Source organism: Acinetobacter sp. MF4642 (assembly GCF_002018925.1).
Lineage (GTDB): Bacteria > Pseudomonadota > Gammaproteobacteria > Pseudomonadales > Moraxellaceae > Acinetobacter > Acinetobacter johnsonii.
In genome coordinates, this window is sequence record NZ_MVON01000002.1 from 84367 (window position 1) to 104431 (window position 20065).

A 20065-nucleotide genomic window follows, 5' to 3' on the forward strand; every position below is an offset into this window, starting at 1 on the left:
TTCCCCCTCTCCCTTGGGAAGAGGGGGGAGAATAAAAAAGCTTAAATCGCTACCAATTCTCGAATACCTTTTGCAGGCATTTCACAGCCTGCGCCTTGCGCAATCACTTGCCCACGGGCCATGACGGTATATGCATCGGCCAGCTCCTCGGCAAAATCATAAAACTGCTCGACCAAAACCACCGCCATGTCGCCGCCATCCGCCAGTTTACGAATCACTCGGCCAATGTCTTTGATAATAGAAGGTTGAATGCCTTCTGTAGGCTCATCCAAAATTAACACCCGAGGCTCTGATGCTAAAGCACGCGCAATCGCCAGTTGCTGCTGCTGCCCCCCTGATAAATCTCCGCCTCGGCGGTGCTTCATTTCATCTAAAATTGGGAAAATTTCATACAAATGCTCAGGCACTTTTCGAGTTTTCACCCCCTTAAACTTGGCCATGCCAATCAGGATATTTTCTTCGACAGTTAAGGTTGAAAAAATATCACGCCCTTGCGGCACATAAGCCAAACCTACACGCACGCGTTGCTCGGGACTCATTTTCGAAATGTCCTGACCATCAAGTAAAATCTGTCCGGACTTAATCGGTAAAATCCCCATTAAACATTTCAGTAAAGTGGTTTTCCCTACGCCATTACGCCCCAGCACCACGGAGCACTCTCCCACAGGGGCCTGAAAGGAGACATCTCTTAAAATATGGCTGCCACCGTAAAACTGATTGACGTCTTTGACTTCTAACATGGTCGGCTCCTTAACGTCCTAAATATTTCTCAATCACATCTTCATTGGCCTGTACCTCAGCCAATGTACCTTCGGCTAAGATCGCCCCTTGAGCCAGTACCGTCACCTTCTCACTGATGGTGTCGATAAAGCTCATATCATGTTCAACCACCACCAAGGTGTGATTTTTCTTCAGCTCTAAACATAGCTCAGCGGTTCGTTCCGTTTCGGCATCGGTCATACCCGCCACAGGTTCATCGAGTAGAATCAGCTTAGGACGTTGCATAAGCAACATACCGATTTCCAACCATTGCTTTTGTCCATGTGACAACAGCCCCGCAGGTTTGTGTACCCATTCTTCTAGGCGAATTTGAGCCAAAGACTCGTCCAAAGCCAGCTGTGCATCTGGGTCAAGTTTGCTAAAAAAGCTTTTCTTCACCCGCTTATCTTTTGGTGCAGCAAGCAGTAAGTTTTCCATCACGCTAAAGTTTTCAAACACCGTTGGTTTTTGAAATTTACGTCCAATGCCTGCTTCCGCAATTTGCTCGGTACTCATCTTGGCCAAATCATAGTTTTGCCCAAAAAAAGCGGAGCCTTCGGTCGGTCGGGTTTTACCCGTAATCACATCCATTAGTGTGGTTTTACCTGCCCCATTGGGCCCAATGATGCAGCGTAGCTCGCCTTCTTGGATGTATAGCGATAAATCATTTAAGGCACGAAAAGCATCAAACCAAACACTAACTTTTTCCAAGTACAGTGCAATCCCATGACTGAAGTCGGCGCCTTGCTCTTTGGGACGTCCATAGCCGTCTGAAGCATGGCCACCATGAGGTTGTATTAGCTCACTCATTTGCTACGCTCCTTTTTAAAACGGTCAAACAGACCAATGACACCTTTGGGTAAGAAAATGGTGACCACAATAAATAAAGCACCCAAGATCAATAACCATGCTTCTGGATAAGCCACGGTGAAATAAGTTTTCACGCCATTAATTAACCCTGCACCCAAAATTGGGCCAATCAAGGTGCCACGCCCACCCGCAGCCACCCATACCGCCATTTCAATCGAATTGACAGGGTTCATTTCACTCGGGTTAATAATGCCAGCCTGAGGCACATACAAAGCTCCTGCAATACCTGCAATCACTGCGGACAGTACCCATGCAGAAAGCTTGTACCACAGCGTACGATAGCCCAAGTACTGCAAGCGGTTTTCACTGTCCCGAATCGCCCCCAGCACACGACCGTAGGGTTTATTCATGAGATGACGCAACCCCACAAAGCACAGCATCAACACCAAAGCCGTTAGAGAACATAAGGTGGCACGCATGGGCGCAGACGTGATGTCCATGCCTAAAATAGTCTTAAAGCCAGTAAACCCATTGTTTCCGCCAAAGCCTGTTTCATTGCGGAAAAATAACAGTGCCGCAGCAAATGTCATGGCTTGGGTAATAATCGAGAAATACACGCCTTTAATTTTGGAGCGAAAGGCAAAGAAACCAAAGATGAAGGCCACCATACCGGGCACCAATACCACCAAGGCCAAAGCCCATAAGAAATGATTGCTGCCCACCCAATACCACGGTAGTTCAGTCCAGCTTAAAAAACGCATAAAGTCAGGCAGGCTGTCACCTGCCGTCTGGCGCATCAGATACATACCAAACGCGTAGCCACCAAGGGCAAAGTACAAGCCATGGCCTAGGCTTAAAATGCCTGCATAACCCCAAACCAAGTCCAACGCCAAAGCCACCAAAGCCAAACACATGATTTTACCAATCAAGGTGACCCAATACGCAGAGAGATGAAAGGCTGCATCGACTGGTAGCAAATGTAACCAAGGCAGGATCAACATCACCGCAAAGCAGACCGCAATAGCGAGCGCACTATAAGGTTTATCGGAAAATAAAGAAGTGATTTTCATGCGCTTACTCCACAAAACGGCCTTTGATGGCAAACAAACCTTGTGGACGTTTTTGAATAAACAAAATCACAAGAACCAGTAGAATAATTTTAGCAAGAACAGCCCCCATCCCAATTTCAAGGACTGTACCGCTGATCCCTAAACCAAGTGCCGCCAGCACAGCTCCCCAAACTTGTCCTACACCACCCACCACAACGACCAAGAAAGCATCGATAATATAGTTCTGACCCAAATCAGGCCCAACATTGCCCACTTGCGCTAAGGCACAGCCCGCTAGACCAGCCAGCCCAGAACCCAGCCCAAAGGCCAACATATCGATACGGCTAGAGCGAATACCAACAGCACGTGCCATTTGACGGTTTTGTGTCACGGCACGAACAAACAGACCAAAGCGAGTTTTATTAAGCAGGTAAACCAACAGCAGTAGCACCGCAACCGTAAACACAATAATGGCAATCCGGTTATACGGCAGCATTAAACTTGGACTCAGCGCTATCCCGCCCGATAACCAAGAAATATTCGAGACTTCAACATTTTGTGCGCCAAAAATCATCCGCACCAATTGCATCAAAATCAGACTGACCCCAAAAGTCGCCAACAGTGTTTCCAGCTGACGACCATAGAGTGGACGAATCACCGTCCGTTCAATCAACATGCCAATTAAAGCGCTCACCAAAAAGGCCGCAGGAATGGCAGCAATCAAATACCAATCGACATAGCTACCCAAGTAGGTCTTAAACAGGCTTTGCACCACATAGGTGGTATAGGCCCCAATCATAATCAACTCACCATGCGCCATATTAATCACACCCAGCAGGCCATAAGTGATGGCCAACCCGAGTGCTGCTAGCAGTAAAATGCTGGCTGTACTGAAACCTGAAAACACATGCCCTGCCCATTCACTGGCTTGGATGCGGGCTTTAATCTGACTTTTGGCATCCAGCAAAACAGCTTTGAGTTCGGGGTTCAAATTTGATTGAGTTAAAGCTTGCTCAACCAGTGCCAGCACCTCGGGACGGTTGGAATCGGTAAGGACTTTAGCAGCCTGAATTTGGACTAAAACATCTGGACTTTCAAAGTCGAGGCGCGCTTTAAGCTGTGCCAAGCGCTGTTTAACTTTATTATTTTGTTCATGCAGATAGAGCTGATTAATCTGCGCAACATTCAGTTCAGACAGATTATTTTCTAAAATATCAATGGCTGCTAAACGTTGGGCAGATTCTTCAGATTTTAATTTGGCCTGTGCCTGTCCAAAGTTTAAGGCTTTACGTAAGGTGTTGACCAAAGTTACCTGAGACAAATCCCCCGGCCAAGTTTCAATCACTTGCTCATCGGGATAACGCAATAATTTTTCATTATTTTTTAGAATATACGTCGTGCCTGCGCTGTCCCGATACAGCTCATCATTGTCGATCAGTGCCACCAATCGATCAAATTCTTCAATCGTCCCCGGCCATTGGTTGAGCATGGCACGGCGCTCAGCAAACTCAGCTTTGACAAAACGTTGAATCGTATCATTCGATGCTGATACGCTTTGGGTCTGAGCAGAAAGTTGAGCCTCTTCAGCCCAAACACTGCTACTCACGAGCTGTGCCATTGCGCACAACAGTGCAGCACAAAAAAATTTAAGATTCATAATATGACTTCCTTAAGCTTGCTTAAAACATCCCACATCGGGATCTGCTTACTGAAAAGCCCACAGCAATCGCAGCAGGCTCAACGCTTAAGAAAATTATTTAGGAATGTACGGACTCCAAGGTTCCGCCTTAATCACTTTTGGTGTTTTATACACCACGTCAAACTGACCATCACCACGAATTTCACCGATCATCACAGGTTTTTGTAGATGATGATTTTCAGCATCCATTTTTAAGGTATAGCCTGATGGTGCTTTGAACTCTTGACCTGCCATCGCAACGCGAACTTTATCAACATCGGTGCTGCCTGCTTTTTCAACCGCTTGTTTCCACATATTAATGCCCACATAGGTGGCTTCCATCGGGTCATTGGTCACGATTTTGTCAGCATTCGGCAGCTTATACTGCACCGCATACTGCTTCATTTTATTCACAAATTCAGTATTGGTCGGGTTTTTCACCGACATGAAATAGTTCCAAGCAGCCAAATGTCCAACCAATGGTTTGGTATCAATACCACGGAGTTCTTCTTCACCCACAGAGAAGGCCATGACAGGAATATCTGAAGCTTTAATGCCTTGGTTACCCAGCTCACGATAGAATGGCACGTTAGAATCACCATTGATGGTTGAAATGACCGCGGTTTTCTTACCTGCAGCAAATTTCTTCACATTACCAACAATGGTTTGATAGTTACTATGACCGAAGGGTGTGTACTCTTCCATGATGTCCGCATCGGCCACACCTTTGGACTTCAAAAACGCACGTAAAATTTTATTGGTGGTGCGTGGGTAAACATAGTCCGTACCGAGTAGAACAAAGCGCTCTGCTTTACCCCCCTCTTCGCTCATCAAATATTCCACCGCAGGAATCGCCTGTTGGTTCGGTGCGGCGCCTGTATAGAAAATATTTTTCGACTGTTCCTGCCCTTCATACTGCACGGGATAGAACAACAAACCATTCAACTCTTCTACCACAGGTAGCACAGACTTACGCGATACCGATGTCCATGAACCAAAAATCACCGCGACTTTATCTTGGGTAATGAGTTGACGTGCTTTTTCAGCAAATAAAGGCCAATCAGATGCTGGATCGACCACTACAGGTTCTAATTTTTTACCCAGTACCCCACCATTGGCATTAATTTCATTGATGGTCATCAAGGCCGTATCTTTGAGTGAGGTTTCAGAAATTGCCATGGTGCCTGATAGCGAGTGCAAAATTCCGACTTTGATGGTGTCACCGCTGCTCACTGCCGCTGTTGGCTCAGACGTTGCTGTTTCCGCTTTCTCTGCAGGTTTTGAACAACCTGTCAAAGCAATAGTCCCCATCATTGCAGTTGCAAGGAATGTTTTAGTGAGTAATTTTTGTTGGAACATCTTGATTTTCTCCAAACTTGAAACTTAGGGTGCATTTTGCAATGCATGATTGTTATTCGCGCTATGAGTGCCAATTCAATTTCTATGCCAAGCAGGGTTTTATGATGTGAAAATCATTGTAAAAATTTTAATTATTTTAATATTTATCAATTATTTATTAATTTTTAAATGCACTGCATTTTAGGTGGATTTGCGCCCAAATGGCTACTTTTCTGCATACAAACTTGTATACATCATGTGTTCCAAATCAATTCATTTCACCTAATTCAATCGATTGATCTGAAAAATTGTGCACAGATTAAGCGCAATTTTATTGCCCATCTGCGCAGCAAAAAGCCCGCAATGTACGGGCTTTTTATTTTTAGATTAAAAGTGTTCAAATAACACAATTTATGCATTTAATGCAGAATCATATGCCTAGGTTGATTTAGTGATGTGTAATCTTCAAACCAATAATGTGGATCATTACCTTTCGTATATTTAACATTTTGTTCTTTATAATTTCCTTTAAACTTTTCAGCAAGGGTAACGTGTATTGAGCCTTGTTCAGGATAATCACAATGTGCATCACTGATTCGATTACCTAGTGCTAACTCATTGTCTAAAATTTTTTTCATCTCAGAATTTAATAAATTGGCATAATACAAAATTCTTTTTTTCCATTCGACACGCCCTGCTAAGCTTAAGGCATGTAGTGTTTCATCATCCACATCAGCTTCACGCATTTCCTGTAATTCTTCTTCATTCATGCCCATATCATTTCGTATATTTTCCGCTAAATGTTTTTCTTGATATTCCATTTTTATTCTCTTAAAGCCAATTTAGTTTTTAGTCATCATAATAGATAAGCCCACTTTACGCAGGCTTATCAATATATTAAACCACCAACTCGGCCAAGTTACCTTTCTGCTCTAACCATTCTTTACGGTCACTCGAACGTTTTTTTGCCAGTAATTTGTCCAATAAACCTGCAGTAAAATGACTGTCATCCAAGTCTAATTGCACCAAACGGCGTGTGTTTGGATCCAGCGTGGTTTCACGCAGTTGGCTTGCGTTCATTTCACCCAAACCTTTAAATCGAGTAATTTGCGGGTTCTTGGTTTTGCATTTTTTTAACATGCTTTCAAGCTCATCATCGTCCAAGGCATAGTGCACATCTTTTGCATCATCAATTCGATACAGCGGTGGCATCGCCACATACAGATGTCCCTCTTCAACCAAGATCGGAAAATGTTTCACAAACAAAGCACACAGCAGCGTCGCAATGTGTAGACCATCCGAGTCAGCATCGGCCAAGATACAGATCTTGCCATAACGTAATTCTGATAAATCATCCGACCCTGGATCGACCCCGATCGCAATGGCAATGTTATGCACTTCTTGCGAAGCCAAGACTTCATCAGAAGAGACTTCCCACGTATTTAAGATTTTTCCACGAATAGGCATGATCGCTTGAAAGTTTTTATCACGCGCCTGCTTGGCTGAACCACCCGCAGAATCCCCTTCCACAATGAACAGTTCAGACTCTTCTAAGGTATGCCCAACGCAGTCTGACAGTTTGCCGGGTAACGTCGGCCCTGCCACAATTTTCTTACGTTCAACTTTTTTCGCAGCTTTCAGACGACGACCCGCTTTTGAGATCGCCATTTCAGCCAACTGCATGGCAATATCGGAGTTTTGGTTCAACCACAGTGCAAAAGCATCTTTAGCAATGTTTTGAACAATGCCTGACGCTTCACGGCTGGATAAACGCTCTTTGGTTTGACCTGAAAACTGTGGCTCTTGGAACTTCAACGACAAAATATAGTTCACACCATCCCAAACGTCTTCAGCTGACAGCTTCATATTGCGTGGCAGCAAATTACGCAGTTCACAAAACTCACGCATCGCATCCGTCACGCCTGAACGTAGACCATTCACATGAGTCCCGCCCTGCGCAGTGGGAATTAAGTTCACATAGCTTTCTTGTACTAATTCGCCGCCATCGACATTCCAACAAATGGCAAATTCGGCACTGGCACGCTCAGCATATCCTGTTGCCACAAAGGCTGGATGAGGCAGAATCTCACGATCTTCAATTTCATCCATCAAATAATCGACGAGGCCATTTTCAAACTGCCAAACAATTTTTTCGTCATTGATTTGGTCGACATAATTGATTTGCAAACCGGCAGCCAAAACAGCTTTGGCTTTTAAGTTGTGCTTCAGCGCTTTCAGGGCAAATTTCGGTGAATCAAAATATTTAGCTTCAGGCCAAAAGTGAACGGTGGTTCCTGTCGCACGCTTCGGAGCTTTACCTTCTAATACCACCAAGGGCGCAGTCGGTTCACCGTGCTCAAAGGCCATTTGGTAGAGGTTGCCTTGACGCTGAACTTCTACTTCGACTCGGCTAGATAAAGCATTCACCACGGAAATGCCTACGCCATGCAAACCACCTGAAAACTGGTAGTTGTCGGTACTGAATTTACCACCTGCATGCAGCTTGGTCAGGATGATCTCGATCCCGCTTTGACCATATTCGGGGTGAATATCGACAGGCATGCCACGACCATTGTCTTCGACTGAGAGTGAACCATCTTTATAAACGGTGACAGTAATTTTGTTGGCATGACCGGCCAGTGCCTCATCGACTGCATTATCAATAACCTCTTGCGCCAAATGGTTTGGGCGTGTGGTATCGGTATACATGCCGGGACGACGACGTACCGGATCTAAACCAGATAATACTTCAAGCGATTGAGCCGTATATTGAGACACGTTGTACTGTTTCCTTATTTTAAGCAGTCCGATAAAAACTGTAATGCCATCGGTATTTTGTCTGCGAAATCTTCCATCGCATGATTGCCTTGCGTTTCCGAGATCACGAGCGCTGCGCCATTATAATAGCGCTGTGCTTCACGATAATCCAAAACTTCATCGCCTTGTTGCAATAACACTAAAATTTTGTCTGCATCTTGCACAAATGGCAGTTCAATCTGTTCTAAATAGTCCAATTGCGCATCATCAAGCGTCCAATGCTCATTTACTTTATAGGGCAGTCGAGTCGCACCAAATAGATCTCGGAACAAGTGCCATGGTTGCATAGCTGGATTGATCAGCACAGCCGGCACTGCTAACTTCGCGACCAGTTGTGTCGCATAAAAGCCACCTAAACTACTGCCCACCAGTACCACCTGATCCAGCTCCTGAATCAAGGCGGCCAATTTTTCTAAGGCCAAATGTGGCGGCATGTTCAAGTCTGGCAAATGCACGTTCCAGTGTGGACGAGATTCGCAATAGCGTTTCAGCAATTGACCTTTAATCGATAAAGAACTGCTTTGAAAGCCATGTAAATAAATAATATTCATGCTGTACATTTACTCTTCTACATCATTTTTATTGAACTCAAAAGAGGTGGCATCAGCCGACTGTATTATTTTGTATGGATATAAAAATTGTCAGACAAAAAAATAAGGTCATCTGTGTATTCATCGCTATTGTAAAAGTTGTTCGAGATGAATTAGATAAGCTAGAGTGCTAAGAATTTATACCGTGATCATTGAAAAAAATAAAGTCCCTTTGGACACAGAAACACAAGGGTAGAAAAAATGCCAAGTTTAACGCCTCTGCACGAGACCTATTGTAAATGGGATCGTACTCCTCCCAGCCAAGCCGACCTGCTTGAAGGGATTGCTCAGTTGGTGACAACCCGCTTAGGCGATGTCGTCCACGATTTAATTCAGGCCATTCAACGGGAAATTTTAATCAGTATATTTGGGATGAATGAAACCAGTTCCAAGAAGTTTCTGTCGACACGGTCAATTGAAAAAATTTACCAGTTTTCCTTCAATACCTTGCAAAACTACGGTAGCTATTTATTGGCGCCAAGTTTGCGTCATATCATTGAAAAATTTCCAAATTTGCATCGCAAACCCTTAACCCCAACCATGCATTATTTAGTTGGTGCAATCAACGGCGTTTTGGGCGACTATTTACTGAAATATCACAACCCTGTGGCGCTACCGATGGTGTTTTATGATCATTATGGTGCCATCCAGCAAGGCGAGTTGTCTGGTCGCGTGGTGATTATGGTCCACGGTCTATGCATGAACCATTTGTACTGGAGCACGGCGCGTTATGGCGGTATAGGGGAAAAACTGCTGGCGCAACGTGCACAAAACACCATGCTATATCTCAACTACAACACGGGTCGTCGTATTTCAGCCAATGGGCGTAGCTTTGCCAACTCACTACAAGATTTACTCAACCGTAACCCACGGATTAGCTCGATTGATCTGATTGGGCACAGTATGGGCGGACTGGTTTCGCGCAGTGCGCTGTTCTACGGCAAACAAAATATGCAAAGCTGGATTCATGTGGTGGAAAACATAGTCTGTATTGGTTCTCCCCATCATGGTGCGGCTTTAGAACGTTTTGGCTTTCATTTGCAGGACAAACTGGGACGTTTCCCTTTTGTCAAAATTATTGGGCATATCGTCAACATTCGCAGTAATGGCATTTTAGACTTACGTCATGGCAGTGTGCGAGACGATGACTGGGAACATAATGAAGCGCGTATTGGTCATGTTGATGACAATCGTAAACCTGCTCCATTGCCCTCCCATATCAATACCTTCTTGGTGGCAGGTACCATTGAGTTTGAACATCGCAAATATCGTGCGCTCAATGTGATTGGGGATTATTTGGTCAGTGTGAAAAGTGCCTTAGGCGAGCATATGAATCCGCGCTTTCAACTAAAAGTCCCCGATTCACATAAAGCTATTTTCTATGGCTTAAACCATTTTGAGTTACACACCCATGCCAGTGTTTCCGAACAAATCGTCAATTGGTTCTATCCAAATCCAACTGAAACGGAATATGGTCAAGTGCATGAATATATGATCGGGTTGGATGACTTAGAGGGCATTGCGCTCACCTAGGCCCCCTCATTCACCTCATAAAAAAGCCAACATCACGTTGGCTTTTTTTATCTTTATTATTTTTTCTTCGCGTGGCTTGGATATTTACGCAACAATTGCCACAGACTAATCAACGCCAGTGCCACAAAAAACACCAAAGACCACACAGGTAAAGACTGACCCAAGAAAGTCCAATCTACCAGTGCACATTCACCTGAACCTGTTAAAACTTGCTCAAACACAGCACGCAGCGGCAACGTGTCTAACCAATAATCCAAGCCTGGGCCACAGCTCGGCACTTGATCAGGTGGTAAGCTCTGTAACCAAACGTGACGTGCTGCCACACCTGCGGACCATAAGATCGAGAGGCTGCCTAAAAATGCATAAAAACGTTTAAAACCATTCGATGCTGGGTTATGCAAAAAGGCAATCAGCGAAATAATCCCCAGTCCAATCAGTCCCACACGTTGGAACACACAGAGTGGACATGGGTTTAACTGTAGCGGGCCATGCTCTAAATACAAGGCAAAGGCCATCCCAATGATACTGGCTAAAACCAAAACACCACTCACGAAGCGATAACTCCATTGCATGGTCAATCCTCTTAATTTTTTATCTAAATTGCGCAAGATACTGTTCAAAACTCAGTTGACTGTCTTGCTCTAATTGCTGTTGTTGTTGCAGTGATTGCGTGGCTAAATCGTCAAAATAAGCCCATGTCTCTGCACTCAACTGATGACGCTCATAACTCGATGCATGTTGTGCAGCCATTTGGCTACCAAAGCCCCATGTCCCACCCGCTTCTAGAGTATCTTCGATCATCTGCGCCGACAAAGTATCATCAACTTCAGCGACTCTCTGTTGCATGACTGTCATCGCTTTACTATACAGTGTGGTGTCATAGCACTGATCTAACAACACAACCAGTTCTTGCATAGCCTCTAAATGAGACTGACTCCATGCTTCAATTGGGAACGATTGCTCACCCATAGCAATTGCAGCATCCGGTGCGCGACCACGATTGACCACTTCCGCTTGGTTTTTCTCGATTTGATCTTGCTCTGCGGCCAATAAGTCTGGGCTATCTAGCAATAAGCAGTACAGCGCCAGCACCTCTAAGAAACCTGCGGTATCTTCATTGATCCCAATTGGGCTATACGGGTTCACATCCACCGCACGCAGTTCTACATAACCGACACCACGATTGCTCAGCGCTTGTGATGGCGTTTCACCTGCTTGCGGTACTTGCTTTGGGCGCACCAAACTGTAGTACTCATTTTCAATTTGCAGGACATGATCATTAATTTGAATCGGTTCGCCCTGCGCATCGTTGAGGCCTAAGCGACTAAACGGCGCATAAGCCGTTTTGACTGCTTTTTGTAGACCTTCGAGATAACCGTCGATATTGTTGTAATGAATCCCGAGCTGCTTTTGTGCTGAGTTTTGATAACCAAAACGTCCCATGCGTAAAGCAGTTGCATAAGGTAAATACAAGGTCCCGCGCAGCAATGGCAACAGATGATGTTCACGCCCTGTCATAAAACACTGGCAGACCGATGGACTTGCCCCGACCAAAAACATCACCAACGGCGTAAGGCGAATAAAGTTGCGGATCAAACCAAAATAGCGGTGACTACGATAGTCTTGTGCAGATAAGGCTTTTAGTGCCTCATCTGTTTCATGTTGTTGTAATTGTTCAAACAGCTGATCAGGAAAAGACAAGTTATAGTGTAAACCTGAAATGGTTTGCATACGGCGACCATAACGTACCCCTAAACCATGACGGTACAAGGTCTTGAACTTTCCGATATTTGAGCTGCCATATTGGGCTAAGCGGATTTTATCGTCATTGTCATCCAACATACATGGCATCGACAGCGGCCAGAGCTTTTCACCATGTTCCAGATGACGATGCGCCACGCTATGAATGTCTTTTAAATAGTGCAACGCCTCGGTAATGCTGGGCTGGGGCGGTGTAATAAATTCTAATAAAGCTTCCGAATAATCCGTCGTAATATGCGGATGGGTCAGTGCAGAACCCAAAGCTTGAGGGTGGTCGGCTTGTGATAAAAAACCATCACTTTGCATGCGCAAACTTTCACGCTCAATCCCACGTAACATCCCTTGCAAAAGTGATGAATTGACCCAAGTCGGTAACACAGCTGTAGATTTAGATGCGGGTTGACCCATTACAATCTCACTTTTTGGAAGAAACAATTACAACGACGAATAAAATAAAATCATCAGTTTATATCAGTATAACGTGATTTTAATTCGGCACATTACACCCAGTCCTATTTTCAAGTAAACCATCTGTTCTATTTTTTCGGAAAATATTTATCACAAAGTTACGCTATTAGACATGTCAAAAGTGTGATTGTATTGAAGAATAAATGCTAAAGAATTGTAAACTTTATGAATTATCAAGAAATTTTAGATTTTTGGTTCGATCCCAAAAACCAAAGCTGGTGGTTTAGCCAAAATGATGCGTTCGATGCACTCATCGAAGAAAAATTTAAGACAATTCATCAACAAGCGGCGCATGCTGAGCTATGGTCTTGGCGCAGTAGTGCTGAGGGCGTTTGGCTGAAATTATTGTGCTCGACCAACTGTCGAGAAACCTGTATCGCAACAGTTCTTTGGCCTTTGCTCAAGACGCCTTGGCCTTGGCTTTGGCGCAAGAAGCCATCACGCTACAACTGGATGTAGCACTGCCACCCATACAACGCAGTTTTTTATATATGCCCTTTATGCATAGTGAATCGAAACTTATTCATCAATATGCTTTAAAATTGTTCGAAGACTTAGGCAATCCGATTAACCTCGATTTTGAACAGCGTCACAAAGTGATTATCGATCGTTTTGGACGCTATCCACATCGGAACCAAGTCCTTGGCCGCAACTCAAGCCAAGAAGAACTGGATTTTTTGACTCAGCCCAACAGCCATTTTTAACTGTTCGGCTTCTCCCTCTGTGCTAAGGAGTCTATCTCATGAAGAAAATTTTAATCGCCTGTGCACTGGCGACGGGTCTGAGTTTAGTAGGCTGTGCCTCTACCCCCTCAAAGCCCTTAACCTTCGACCAGTTAGGTCGGTTTAGTAATACGCCATTAAACACCTCGACTTATCGCATCAGCTTCCAAGCTCGCCCAAATATGAGCTATGGCACGGCTGAAGAAATTACGCTGGTCAAAGCTGCGCAAACCACAGTGCAAAATGGTTATCGCTTCTTTAAAGTACTGAATGACCCGAGCAACCAAAACCAACCACCAAGGCAGGCCGTGGTGTATTCAAACCCAATGCCTTATTACCCATATGGTTATTATTCTCGCCATCCTGCCTTTTGGCCTGATCCGTTCTATGATGTCCCACGTGTAGTCGACATTGACCCCGTGCAAGTGTCATACAGCATTCAATGCTTTAAAGACCAAAAATCGGCACCAAGCGATGCCTTTGATGCCACGCTGATTTTAAAATCGCTGGGTGGAAAATACGGTTTGAGTCCAACCGGTGAAGTGCTCCCACCGCCTGAACCGAGCAGTCCAGCGTCGACCAGTAAATAAAGCATAGAGCCTGCCTATGAATGAACCTCAAGCCGTCCCATCAAGTCTGAAACGCAGCAAACGTTTTGCCACCATTGCCCTAATCACGGCAGTGGTGACATGGCTGCTGCTGATGGTCGTGGCCAAGTTTGTCCCCACAGACAAAGTTTGGATCATTCATATTTTAATGTTATCCGCCGAAGCAGGTGTGGTCGGCGGCTTGGCTGACTGGTATGCCATTACTGTGCTGTTCCGTAATCCCTTTGGAAAAATGCCGATTCCAAAGTTTTTACGCGATCACACCGAAATTATTCCTCGTAACAAAGACCGTATTGCAGAGTCTATGGGCCGCTTTGTACAAGAGAATTTTCTTTCTCCACAAGTGGTGGAAAAAAGCCTGCAAAGTACCGACCTGTCTTTGGCGGTTGGTCAATGGCTTGCCAACCCACAAAACAATCTGCAAGTCACCCAAGTCATTCAACAAACGGTGCCTAAAGTCTTTGAGTTTGTGGGCCAAGAACAAATCGGACGCTTTATTCAAAGTAACAGTGTGCAGTGGGTGCGCAACACTCAAGTCAATCATTTGGCCAGTGAAATGCTGCGTGCAGTGCTAGAAAATGATTTCCATCAAGATGTATTACAACGCGGACTCGACTTGGCGCATGACTGGATGACCCAACATCCTGAACAAAGTCGTGAGTTGACCCGAACCTTGTTCAAAGAACTCGGGGTTTGGAAACTGGCCAAAGGGGCCAGTTGGATTGGCATCGATGTGCAGCAAAGAACCATCGACTCACTCATTCAACGAGTCGAGTCGATGTTGGCCGATCCTGAGCATCCGTGGCGTCAAAAGATTGAAGCGATGGGGCACGCGCTCATGCTCGAACTGGCAGACACTGACAGTAGGGCCAGCCAGCGTTTAAACCAAACCAAAGATGCCCTGCTGGATAGCCCACAAGTCCTGAATTTTATTAGCGGTGCAGTGGTCATTTTATGTGATGCCATTAAACAAGACTTACAAAAACCAGATTCTGGCATTGCTCACAACATCCGTGTATCCATTCAACAAATTGGGGAAAACATCATCTCCAATCAAGCCGTCAGAGATTTGCTTAATCAACGCCTCAGCGGCATTGCGGTCAATCTCAGCGACCAATACAGCGAAAAAGTCATTCGTTTTATCAGCGAACGTATTCACGAATGGGACTCCAGAGTGATGATTGACAAGATCGAAAATGAAGTCGGTGGCGACTTGCATATGATTCGGGTCAATGGTGTGGTAGTCGGTGCATTTATTGGCTTAGCACTGGGGATTATTCGCGCGGCAGTTGAACAGCTCTTATAAAAGCAATCCACAAAAATGCATGCTTTACCCCTGTCCTACATGCAAAATTTGCATAAGTAAAAGGGGATGAATATGCTATTTTGGGCTGATATTTAGATACTTTTAAGCATTCATGATTCAGTTGCCTTCATCTAAACTGCCTGCACAAGGCGTCACTATTTTCAGCACCATGACTGCCATGGCACAGCGCTTAAATGCCCTAAATCTATCTCAAGGCTTTCCAGACTTCGAAGCCCCCGCTGAACTGCTGGATGCTTTAGCACAGGCCACTCAAAGTGGTTTTAATCAGTATGCTCCGGGCGATGGGGTCTGGTTGTTACGCGAGCAACTGGCGCAACAATTTGCACAACGCGATCAGATTCAGCTTGACCCGATGACTGAAATTACCATCACCCCAGGTGCAACCATTGGCCTTTTTGCTACCATTCAAGCCGTGGTTCATGCGGGCGATGAAGTCATCATTTTTGACCCCAGTTATGACAGCTATGCGCCAAGTGTGGCTTTGGTTGGGGGCAAAGCCATTCATATTGCGCTCCAACCCCCACATTTTTCAGTCGATTGGGAGCAGGTCAAATCAGCCATTACGGCCAAAACCAAACTGATCATTATCAACACACCACATAACCCGAGTGGTGCCATTTGGAGCAAGCAAGATTGGTTGACGCTGATTGAACTGATTCGCGACAGCAATATTTTAGTCCTGTCTGATGAAGTCTATGAACATCTGGTATTTGATGGTCAACGTCACTATTCGGCTTTGTCTTTTCCTGAACTGCGTGAACGCAGTGTGGTGGTGGGTTCCTTTGGCAAAACCTTTCATGTGACCGGTTGGAAAACCGGATACTGCGTTGCTACACCTACGCTGATGCAACTGTTCCGACAGGTCTATCAGTTTGCCAACTTCTGCGGAGTCACCCCAGTACAACTGGCTTTAGCCAATTATATGCAGCAACATCCTGAGCATATTCAAAACTTAGCGGGCTTTTATCAAGCAAAACGCGATCGTTTTATTGAGGGTTTAACTGGTTCACGCTTTCAATGGCTGCCTTCGCAAGGCACTTACTTTCAAAATGTCGACTACAGCCGCATTCGTCCCGATTTAAACGATGTTGAATTTTGCCGCTTTCTGGCAGAGCAGCATGGCATTGTTGGCATTCCTGTTTCCGTGTTTTATCAGCAGGCACCAGAGGCTTTGCGCATGATTCGTTTTTGCTTTGCCAAGACCGATCAAACCTTGGCTCAGGCAGCTGAAATTTTGCAAAGCGTTTAAACCTTTTTCAGCTTTACTTTTGCACAAGAACAGGCTTCGCTTACTGAAATACATCGGCTTTTCAGCACCGAACTATGCTAGGGTAAGCCTTAGAAATGTAATAAAAATAACCTCAGGATGACCTATGTCAGCACACACCCCATTGGTGCAACAACAAAAGCTATGGAAAGCCTTTTTTATTTTCCTGATGCCTTTGATTGCCACCAATATTCTGCAAAATCTGTCGGGTACAATTAATACCATCTTTGTCGGACAGATGATGGGTGTGCAGGCGATTGCAGCAGTTGCGGTGTTCTTCCCCATCCTATTTTGCTTAATGGCCTTCGTAATTGGACTATCTGCGGGTTCTACCGTCTTGGTTGGTCAAGCATGGGGCGCACAGAATATTGAAAAAGTCCGTGCGGTGGTCGGCTCCACTATTTTTATGACTCTCATTGGTGGCAGCTTTATTGCATTTTTAGGGGTAGTTTTTGCGCGACCAATTTTATCGGCTTTGGGTATCGATGAAGACGTCATGCATCTCTCGTTACCTTATGTGCAATGGATGTTGGCAGGTAGTCCCCTACTGTTTGTATATATTATTTATACCTCAATTTTACGCGGTGTCGGAGACAGCACGACACCACTGATAGCCTCTGGCATGACCATCTTGATTGGGCTTTGTGTCACGCCAGTTCTGATTGCGGGTTATTTCGGCTTTCCCAAACTGGGGATTGTTGCGCCTGCCATTGCGACCATTTTAGGCTTTGTTTCTGTGCTGACCTTTTTGTATTTCTATTTGAACTATAAACAGCACCCACTCAGGCTTGATGCACAACTGCTACGTCATATTCGCTTTGACCGCCAGCTGAGTAAAATCATTCTGCGCTTAGGGGTTCCAACAGGCATTCAAATGATCACCACCTCGGTTGCGGGTCTTGTGATTGTGGGCCTAGTCAACCGCCATGGGGCCGATGCGACCGCAGCTTATGGCGCGGTCAATCAGGTTCTGAATTATATTCAATTCCCCGCTCTATCGATTGCCATTGCTGCATCGATTTTTGGTGCACAGGCCATTGGCGCAGGCAAGTCCGAGTTGTTGGCCAAAGTCACGCGTACCGCGCTCGGCATGAACATTATCATTACGGGCTCTTTGGTGGTTTTAGCCTACCTCTTCTCCAAATACCTCATGGCACTTTTTATCACGGACCATGCGGTAGTTGAGCTAGGGCAACAGCTGTTGTTTATTGTGCTGTGGTCCATTTTATTCTTTGGTGCCAGTGCTATTTTTGCCTCTATTATGCGGGCCAGCGGTACAGTCACCATGCCTATGGTGATCAATATCGTTGCGATTATTGCGATTGAAGTGCCCTGTGCCTACTTATTTAGTGAATGGTGGGGACTGGAAGGGATTTGGTATGCTTATGCACTGGCCTTTGTCAGCTTATGCATCATGCAAGGGCTTTATTATCAATTTGTTTGGAAGAAAAAGACCATTGAAACGCTCATTTAAAGCTAAACGGATATTTGATAGAACACGTTTTTGATCATGACACTCTTTAAAATTAAGCATAAAAGAACCCGCCAAGGCGGGTTTTTTTACATCACGACATTAAGACTTTCTTTGGCTTAATTTGGTCGCAAAAGCAGTCACTTTTTGGTAGCCCGTCGGTAAGATACGCTGAATCAAATCTAGCGTTTTCGCATCATTGCCAATCAATAAACGGCGTTTATCTTTTTGTACCGCCTCTAAAATTTGACGCGCTGCTTCTTCAGGTGGACAGCGTAATAATTTATTAAAGGTCTGCGCAGACTTCTCAGGGTTCATCCCGATGCTACGCAAGCTATCATTCACTTTGGCAGCATTGGCAATATTGGTTCGAATCCCACCCGGATGCACGCACAACGCGCTCACACCAGAGTTTTCCATATCTAACTCTTGGCGTAATGACTCGGTAAAGCCACGCACCGCAAATTTAGTAGCATTGTAAGCAGATTGAGTCGGTTGAGCGGTCAGACCAAATAAACTGGAAATATTGATGATATGCCCATCGCCTGTTTTTTTAATATAAGGCAAAAACTCTTTGGTGCCATAGACCACACCCCAGAAATTAATCCCCACGATCCATTCCAGCTCTTCATAGGATGCACCTTCTACGGTTGAACCCAAAGCAACGCCAGCATTATTAAAAATCATATTCACAGAACCATGATTTTGTACGGTTTCTTCGGCCCACGCTTGCATCGCTAAACGGTCTGAGACGTCTAATTTTTTCGTGGTGACGCGTACATTGCTGCCTTGTAGCAGTTCAACTGTTTTCGCCAACCCTTGTTCATTGACATCACTCAATGACACATGACAGCCCGCCTTGGCCAATAAAAGTGCCAATTGTTGGCCAATACCCGATCCTGCACCTGTAATGGCTGCAACTTTATTTTTAAAATTCTTCATGAGATTGTGGTTGTCCTTTATCTTTGTAGATCGACTGTAGATGCTTTTTTTATAATTGACAATATCAATTGTCATAAATTTAATAGCCAAAAGTGTCAAGTCCATGAAAACCAGCTAGAGATTAAAGCCTACGCATAGGTAGAGTCGTGGTTTATTGCTAAACTATGTAAAACCTTGGCTTTAAAATAGGGCGATGAAATCTGATGACGGCATCTGAACCAGTACAACAAAACAGCGATAACAATAAAACCAAAGAAAGACAATTCAAGGGCTTATCGCTTTCTGAACGTAAACAGCTGCGTCGTGAAAAACTGATTGAAGCAGGAATTGAAGCCTACGGCACCCATGGTTTTTTTGCTGTGACGGTGAAAGATATTTGTAATGAAGCCAAGCTCACTGAACGTTATTTTTATGAATCGTTTAAAAAAAGTGAGCAACTGTTTCAAACCATTTTTTTAAAGCTGATCGATGAATTACAGCACAATGTCATGCAAGCCATCATGCAAGCCTCTTCAGATCCGCACAAAATGATTGATGCTGGACTGCGTGCCCTGCTTACCACCTTAAAAGACAATCCCCGCATGGCGCGTATTATTTATATCGATGCGATGTTGGTGCAAGAATTACATAACCAAGCCACCATTCATGAAACCATGACCCGTTTTGACCGAATGATTCAAGCCTTTGTGATGCTAATGATGCCGCAAATTAATCGTTCCGAACGAGAAATTTCGCTGGTAGCCACAGGTCTCAATGGCTATGTCACACAAATTGCGATCCGTTGGGTGGTCAGTGGATTTAAACAATCCTTTGAAGAAGTTTTATCCTCCAGCCGTATTGTGTTTATTTCACTTCTAGAAACTTTTTCAAACCCCAATACACGGGCAAAATTGGATGTCTAAGACTTTTCATTTGGATGCAATCG

17 protein-coding genes and 1 pseudogene are annotated in these 20065 nt (G+C 44.7%); 7 read left to right on the top strand and 11 right to left on the bottom strand.

The annotated features are described in order from the left end of the window. Positions 1–41: 41 nt before the first annotated feature. The 8 genes from urtE to MF4642_RS01860 form a co-directional block, all read right to left on the bottom strand. The gene (urtE, locus tag MF4642_RS01825; RefSeq protein WP_078425113.1) at positions 42–740 is read right to left on the bottom strand and encodes an urea ABC transporter ATP-binding subunit UrtE; all 699 of its coding nucleotides are present in this window, start codon (positions 738–740) and stop codon (positions 42–44) included. A gap of 10 nt (positions 741–750) precedes the next feature. Next, a complete protein-coding gene (gene urtD, locus MF4642_RS01830) occupies positions 751–1569 on the bottom strand; it encodes an urea ABC transporter ATP-binding protein UrtD (RefSeq protein ID WP_004691767.1) in 819 nt (272 codons plus the stop codon). Continuing rightward, positions 1566–2639: an urea ABC transporter permease subunit UrtC gene (gene urtC, locus MF4642_RS01835; RefSeq protein WP_078425114.1), complete on the bottom strand. Its 1074-nt coding sequence runs from the start codon at positions 2637–2639 to the stop codon at positions 1566–1568. The genes urtD and urtC overlap by 4 nt, the downstream gene beginning before the upstream one ends. A gap of 4 nt (positions 2640–2643) precedes the next feature. Continuing rightward, a complete protein-coding gene (gene urtB, locus MF4642_RS01840; protein WP_078425115.1) occupies positions 2644–4275 on the bottom strand; it encodes an urea ABC transporter permease subunit UrtB in 1632 nt (543 codons plus the stop codon). A gap of 96 nt (positions 4276–4371) precedes the next feature. Next, on the bottom strand, positions 4372–5655 hold the full coding sequence (gene urtA, locus MF4642_RS01845; protein WP_058951508.1) for an urea ABC transporter substrate-binding protein: 1284 nt from the start codon (positions 5653–5655) through the stop codon (positions 4372–4374). A gap of 398 nt (positions 5656–6053) precedes the next feature. Beyond that, positions 6054–6455, bottom strand: a complete 402-nt coding sequence (locus MF4642_RS01850) for a hypothetical protein (protein WP_078388292.1) — start codon at positions 6453–6455, stop codon at positions 6054–6056. Positions 6456–6531: 76 nt separating this feature from the next. Further along, entirely contained in the window at positions 6532–8412 is a 1881-nt protein-coding gene (parE, locus tag MF4642_RS01855; RefSeq protein ID WP_078425116.1) for a DNA topoisomerase IV subunit B, read from the bottom strand. A gap of 14 nt (positions 8413–8426) precedes the next feature. Next, the gene (locus MF4642_RS01860) at positions 8427–9002 is read right to left on the bottom strand and encodes a YqiA/YcfP family alpha/beta fold hydrolase (RefSeq protein ID WP_078425117.1); all 576 of its coding nucleotides are present in this window, start codon (positions 9000–9002) and stop codon (positions 8427–8429) included. Between the two features lie 240 nt (positions 9003–9242). Between MF4642_RS01860 and MF4642_RS01865 the strand changes: the two genes are divergently transcribed. Continuing rightward, entirely contained in the window at positions 9243–10574 is a 1332-nt protein-coding gene (locus tag MF4642_RS01865) for a hypothetical protein (protein ID WP_078425118.1), read from the top strand. Between the two features lie 56 nt (positions 10575–10630). On the opposite strand, the gene MF4642_RS01870 is transcribed toward MF4642_RS01865, so the two are convergent. Together MF4642_RS01870 and gshA are read right to left on the bottom strand one after the other, a co-directional pair. Then, the gene (locus MF4642_RS01870) at positions 10631–11146 is read right to left on the bottom strand and encodes a disulfide bond formation protein B (RefSeq protein ID WP_058870537.1); all 516 of its coding nucleotides are present in this window, start codon (positions 11144–11146) and stop codon (positions 10631–10633) included. Between the two features lie 19 nt (positions 11147–11165). Continuing rightward, on the bottom strand, positions 11166–12743 hold the full coding sequence (gene gshA, locus MF4642_RS01875; protein WP_078425119.1) for a glutamate--cysteine ligase: 1578 nt from the start codon (positions 12741–12743) through the stop codon (positions 11166–11168). 225 nt (positions 12744–12968) lie between these two features. On the opposite strand from gshA, the pseudogene MF4642_RS01880 reads away from it, so the two are divergent. The 5 genes and pseudogenes from MF4642_RS01880 to MF4642_RS01900 all read left to right on the top strand — a co-directional run bounded on the left by MF4642_RS01880 (position 12969) and on the right by MF4642_RS01900 (position 18201). Continuing rightward, positions 12969–13507: pseudogene (locus MF4642_RS01880) on the top strand (DUF924 family protein). A gap of 38 nt (positions 13508–13545) precedes the next feature. Continuing rightward, positions 13546–14115, top strand: a complete 570-nt coding sequence (locus MF4642_RS01885; RefSeq protein ID WP_058951504.1) for a CC0125/CC1285 family lipoprotein — start codon at positions 13546–13548, stop codon at positions 14113–14115. A 16-nt stretch (positions 14116–14131) separates the two neighbouring features. Then, positions 14132–15439 carry a DUF445 domain-containing protein gene (locus tag MF4642_RS01890; RefSeq protein WP_078425120.1) on the top strand — a complete coding sequence of 436 codons (1308 nt, stop codon included), beginning with the start codon at positions 14132–14134 and terminating at the stop codon, positions 15437–15439. Positions 15440–15551: 112 nt separating this feature from the next. Further along, a complete protein-coding gene (locus MF4642_RS01895; protein WP_078425121.1) occupies positions 15552–16709 on the top strand; it encodes a methionine aminotransferase in 1158 nt (385 codons plus the stop codon). Positions 16710–16833: 124 nt separating this feature from the next. Further along, the gene (locus MF4642_RS01900) at positions 16834–18201 is read left to right on the top strand and encodes an MATE family efflux transporter (protein WP_078425122.1); all 1368 of its coding nucleotides are present in this window, start codon (positions 16834–16836) and stop codon (positions 18199–18201) included. A 99-nt stretch (positions 18202–18300) separates the two neighbouring features. On the opposite strand, the gene MF4642_RS01905 is transcribed toward MF4642_RS01900, so the two are convergent. Continuing rightward, on the bottom strand, positions 18301–19140 hold the full coding sequence (locus tag MF4642_RS01905; protein WP_005401472.1) for an SDR family NAD(P)-dependent oxidoreductase: 840 nt from the start codon (positions 19138–19140) through the stop codon (positions 18301–18303). Between the two features lie 203 nt (positions 19141–19343). On the opposite strand from MF4642_RS01905, the gene MF4642_RS01910 reads away from it, so the two are divergent. Further along, positions 19344–20042, top strand: a complete 699-nt coding sequence (locus MF4642_RS01910; protein WP_078425123.1) for a TetR/AcrR family transcriptional regulator — start codon at positions 19344–19346, stop codon at positions 20040–20042. The last annotated feature ends 23 nt before the right edge of the window (positions 20043–20065 follow it).

What these genes read in the sequence shown, in the direction of transcription:
- MF4642_RS01860 (WP_078425117.1), bottom strand. Translation starts at nt 9,002, where the DNA reads ATGAATATTATTTATTTACATGGCTTTCAAAGCAGTTCTTTATCGATT.
- urtE (WP_078425113.1), bottom strand. Translation starts at nt 740, where the DNA reads ATGTTAGAAGTCAAAGACGTCAATCAGTTTTACGGTGGCAGCCATATT.
- urtC (WP_078425114.1), bottom strand. Translation starts at nt 2,639, where the DNA reads ATGAAAATCACTTCTTTATTTTCCGATAAACCTTATAGTGCGCTCGCT.
- MF4642_RS01865 (WP_078425118.1), top strand. Translation starts at nt 9,243, where the DNA reads ATGCCAAGTTTAACGCCTCTGCACGAGACCTATTGTAAATGGGATCGT.
- MF4642_RS01850 (WP_078388292.1), bottom strand. Translation starts at nt 6,455, where the DNA reads ATGGAATATCAAGAAAAACATTTAGCGGAAAATATACGAAATGATATG.
- urtA (WP_058951508.1), bottom strand. Translation starts at nt 5,655, where the DNA reads ATGTTCCAACAAAAATTACTCACTAAAACATTCCTTGCAACTGCAATG.
- MF4642_RS01895 (WP_078425121.1), top strand. Translation starts at nt 15,552, where the DNA reads ATGATTCAGTTGCCTTCATCTAAACTGCCTGCACAAGGCGTCACTATT.
- MF4642_RS01885 (WP_058951504.1), top strand. Translation starts at nt 13,546, where the DNA reads ATGAAGAAAATTTTAATCGCCTGTGCACTGGCGACGGGTCTGAGTTTA.
- urtD (WP_004691767.1), bottom strand. Translation starts at nt 1,569, where the DNA reads ATGAGTGAGCTAATACAACCTCATGGTGGCCATGCTTCAGACGGCTAT.
- MF4642_RS01905 (WP_005401472.1), bottom strand. Translation starts at nt 19,140, where the DNA reads ATGAAGAATTTTAAAAATAAAGTTGCAGCCATTACAGGTGCAGGATCG.
- MF4642_RS01910 (WP_078425123.1), top strand. Translation starts at nt 19,344, where the DNA reads ATGACGGCATCTGAACCAGTACAACAAAACAGCGATAACAATAAAACC.
- MF4642_RS01900 (WP_078425122.1), top strand. Translation starts at nt 16,834, where the DNA reads ATGTCAGCACACACCCCATTGGTGCAACAACAAAAGCTATGGAAAGCC.
- urtB (WP_078425115.1), bottom strand. Translation starts at nt 4,275, where the DNA reads ATGAATCTTAAATTTTTTTGTGCTGCACTGTTGTGCGCAATGGCACAG.
- MF4642_RS01890 (WP_078425120.1), top strand. Translation starts at nt 14,132, where the DNA reads ATGAATGAACCTCAAGCCGTCCCATCAAGTCTGAAACGCAGCAAACGT.
- gshA (WP_078425119.1), bottom strand. Translation starts at nt 12,743, where the DNA reads ATGGGTCAACCCGCATCTAAATCTACAGCTGTGTTACCGACTTGGGTC.
- MF4642_RS01870 (WP_058870537.1), bottom strand. Translation starts at nt 11,146, where the DNA reads ATGCAATGGAGTTATCGCTTCGTGAGTGGTGTTTTGGTTTTAGCCAGT.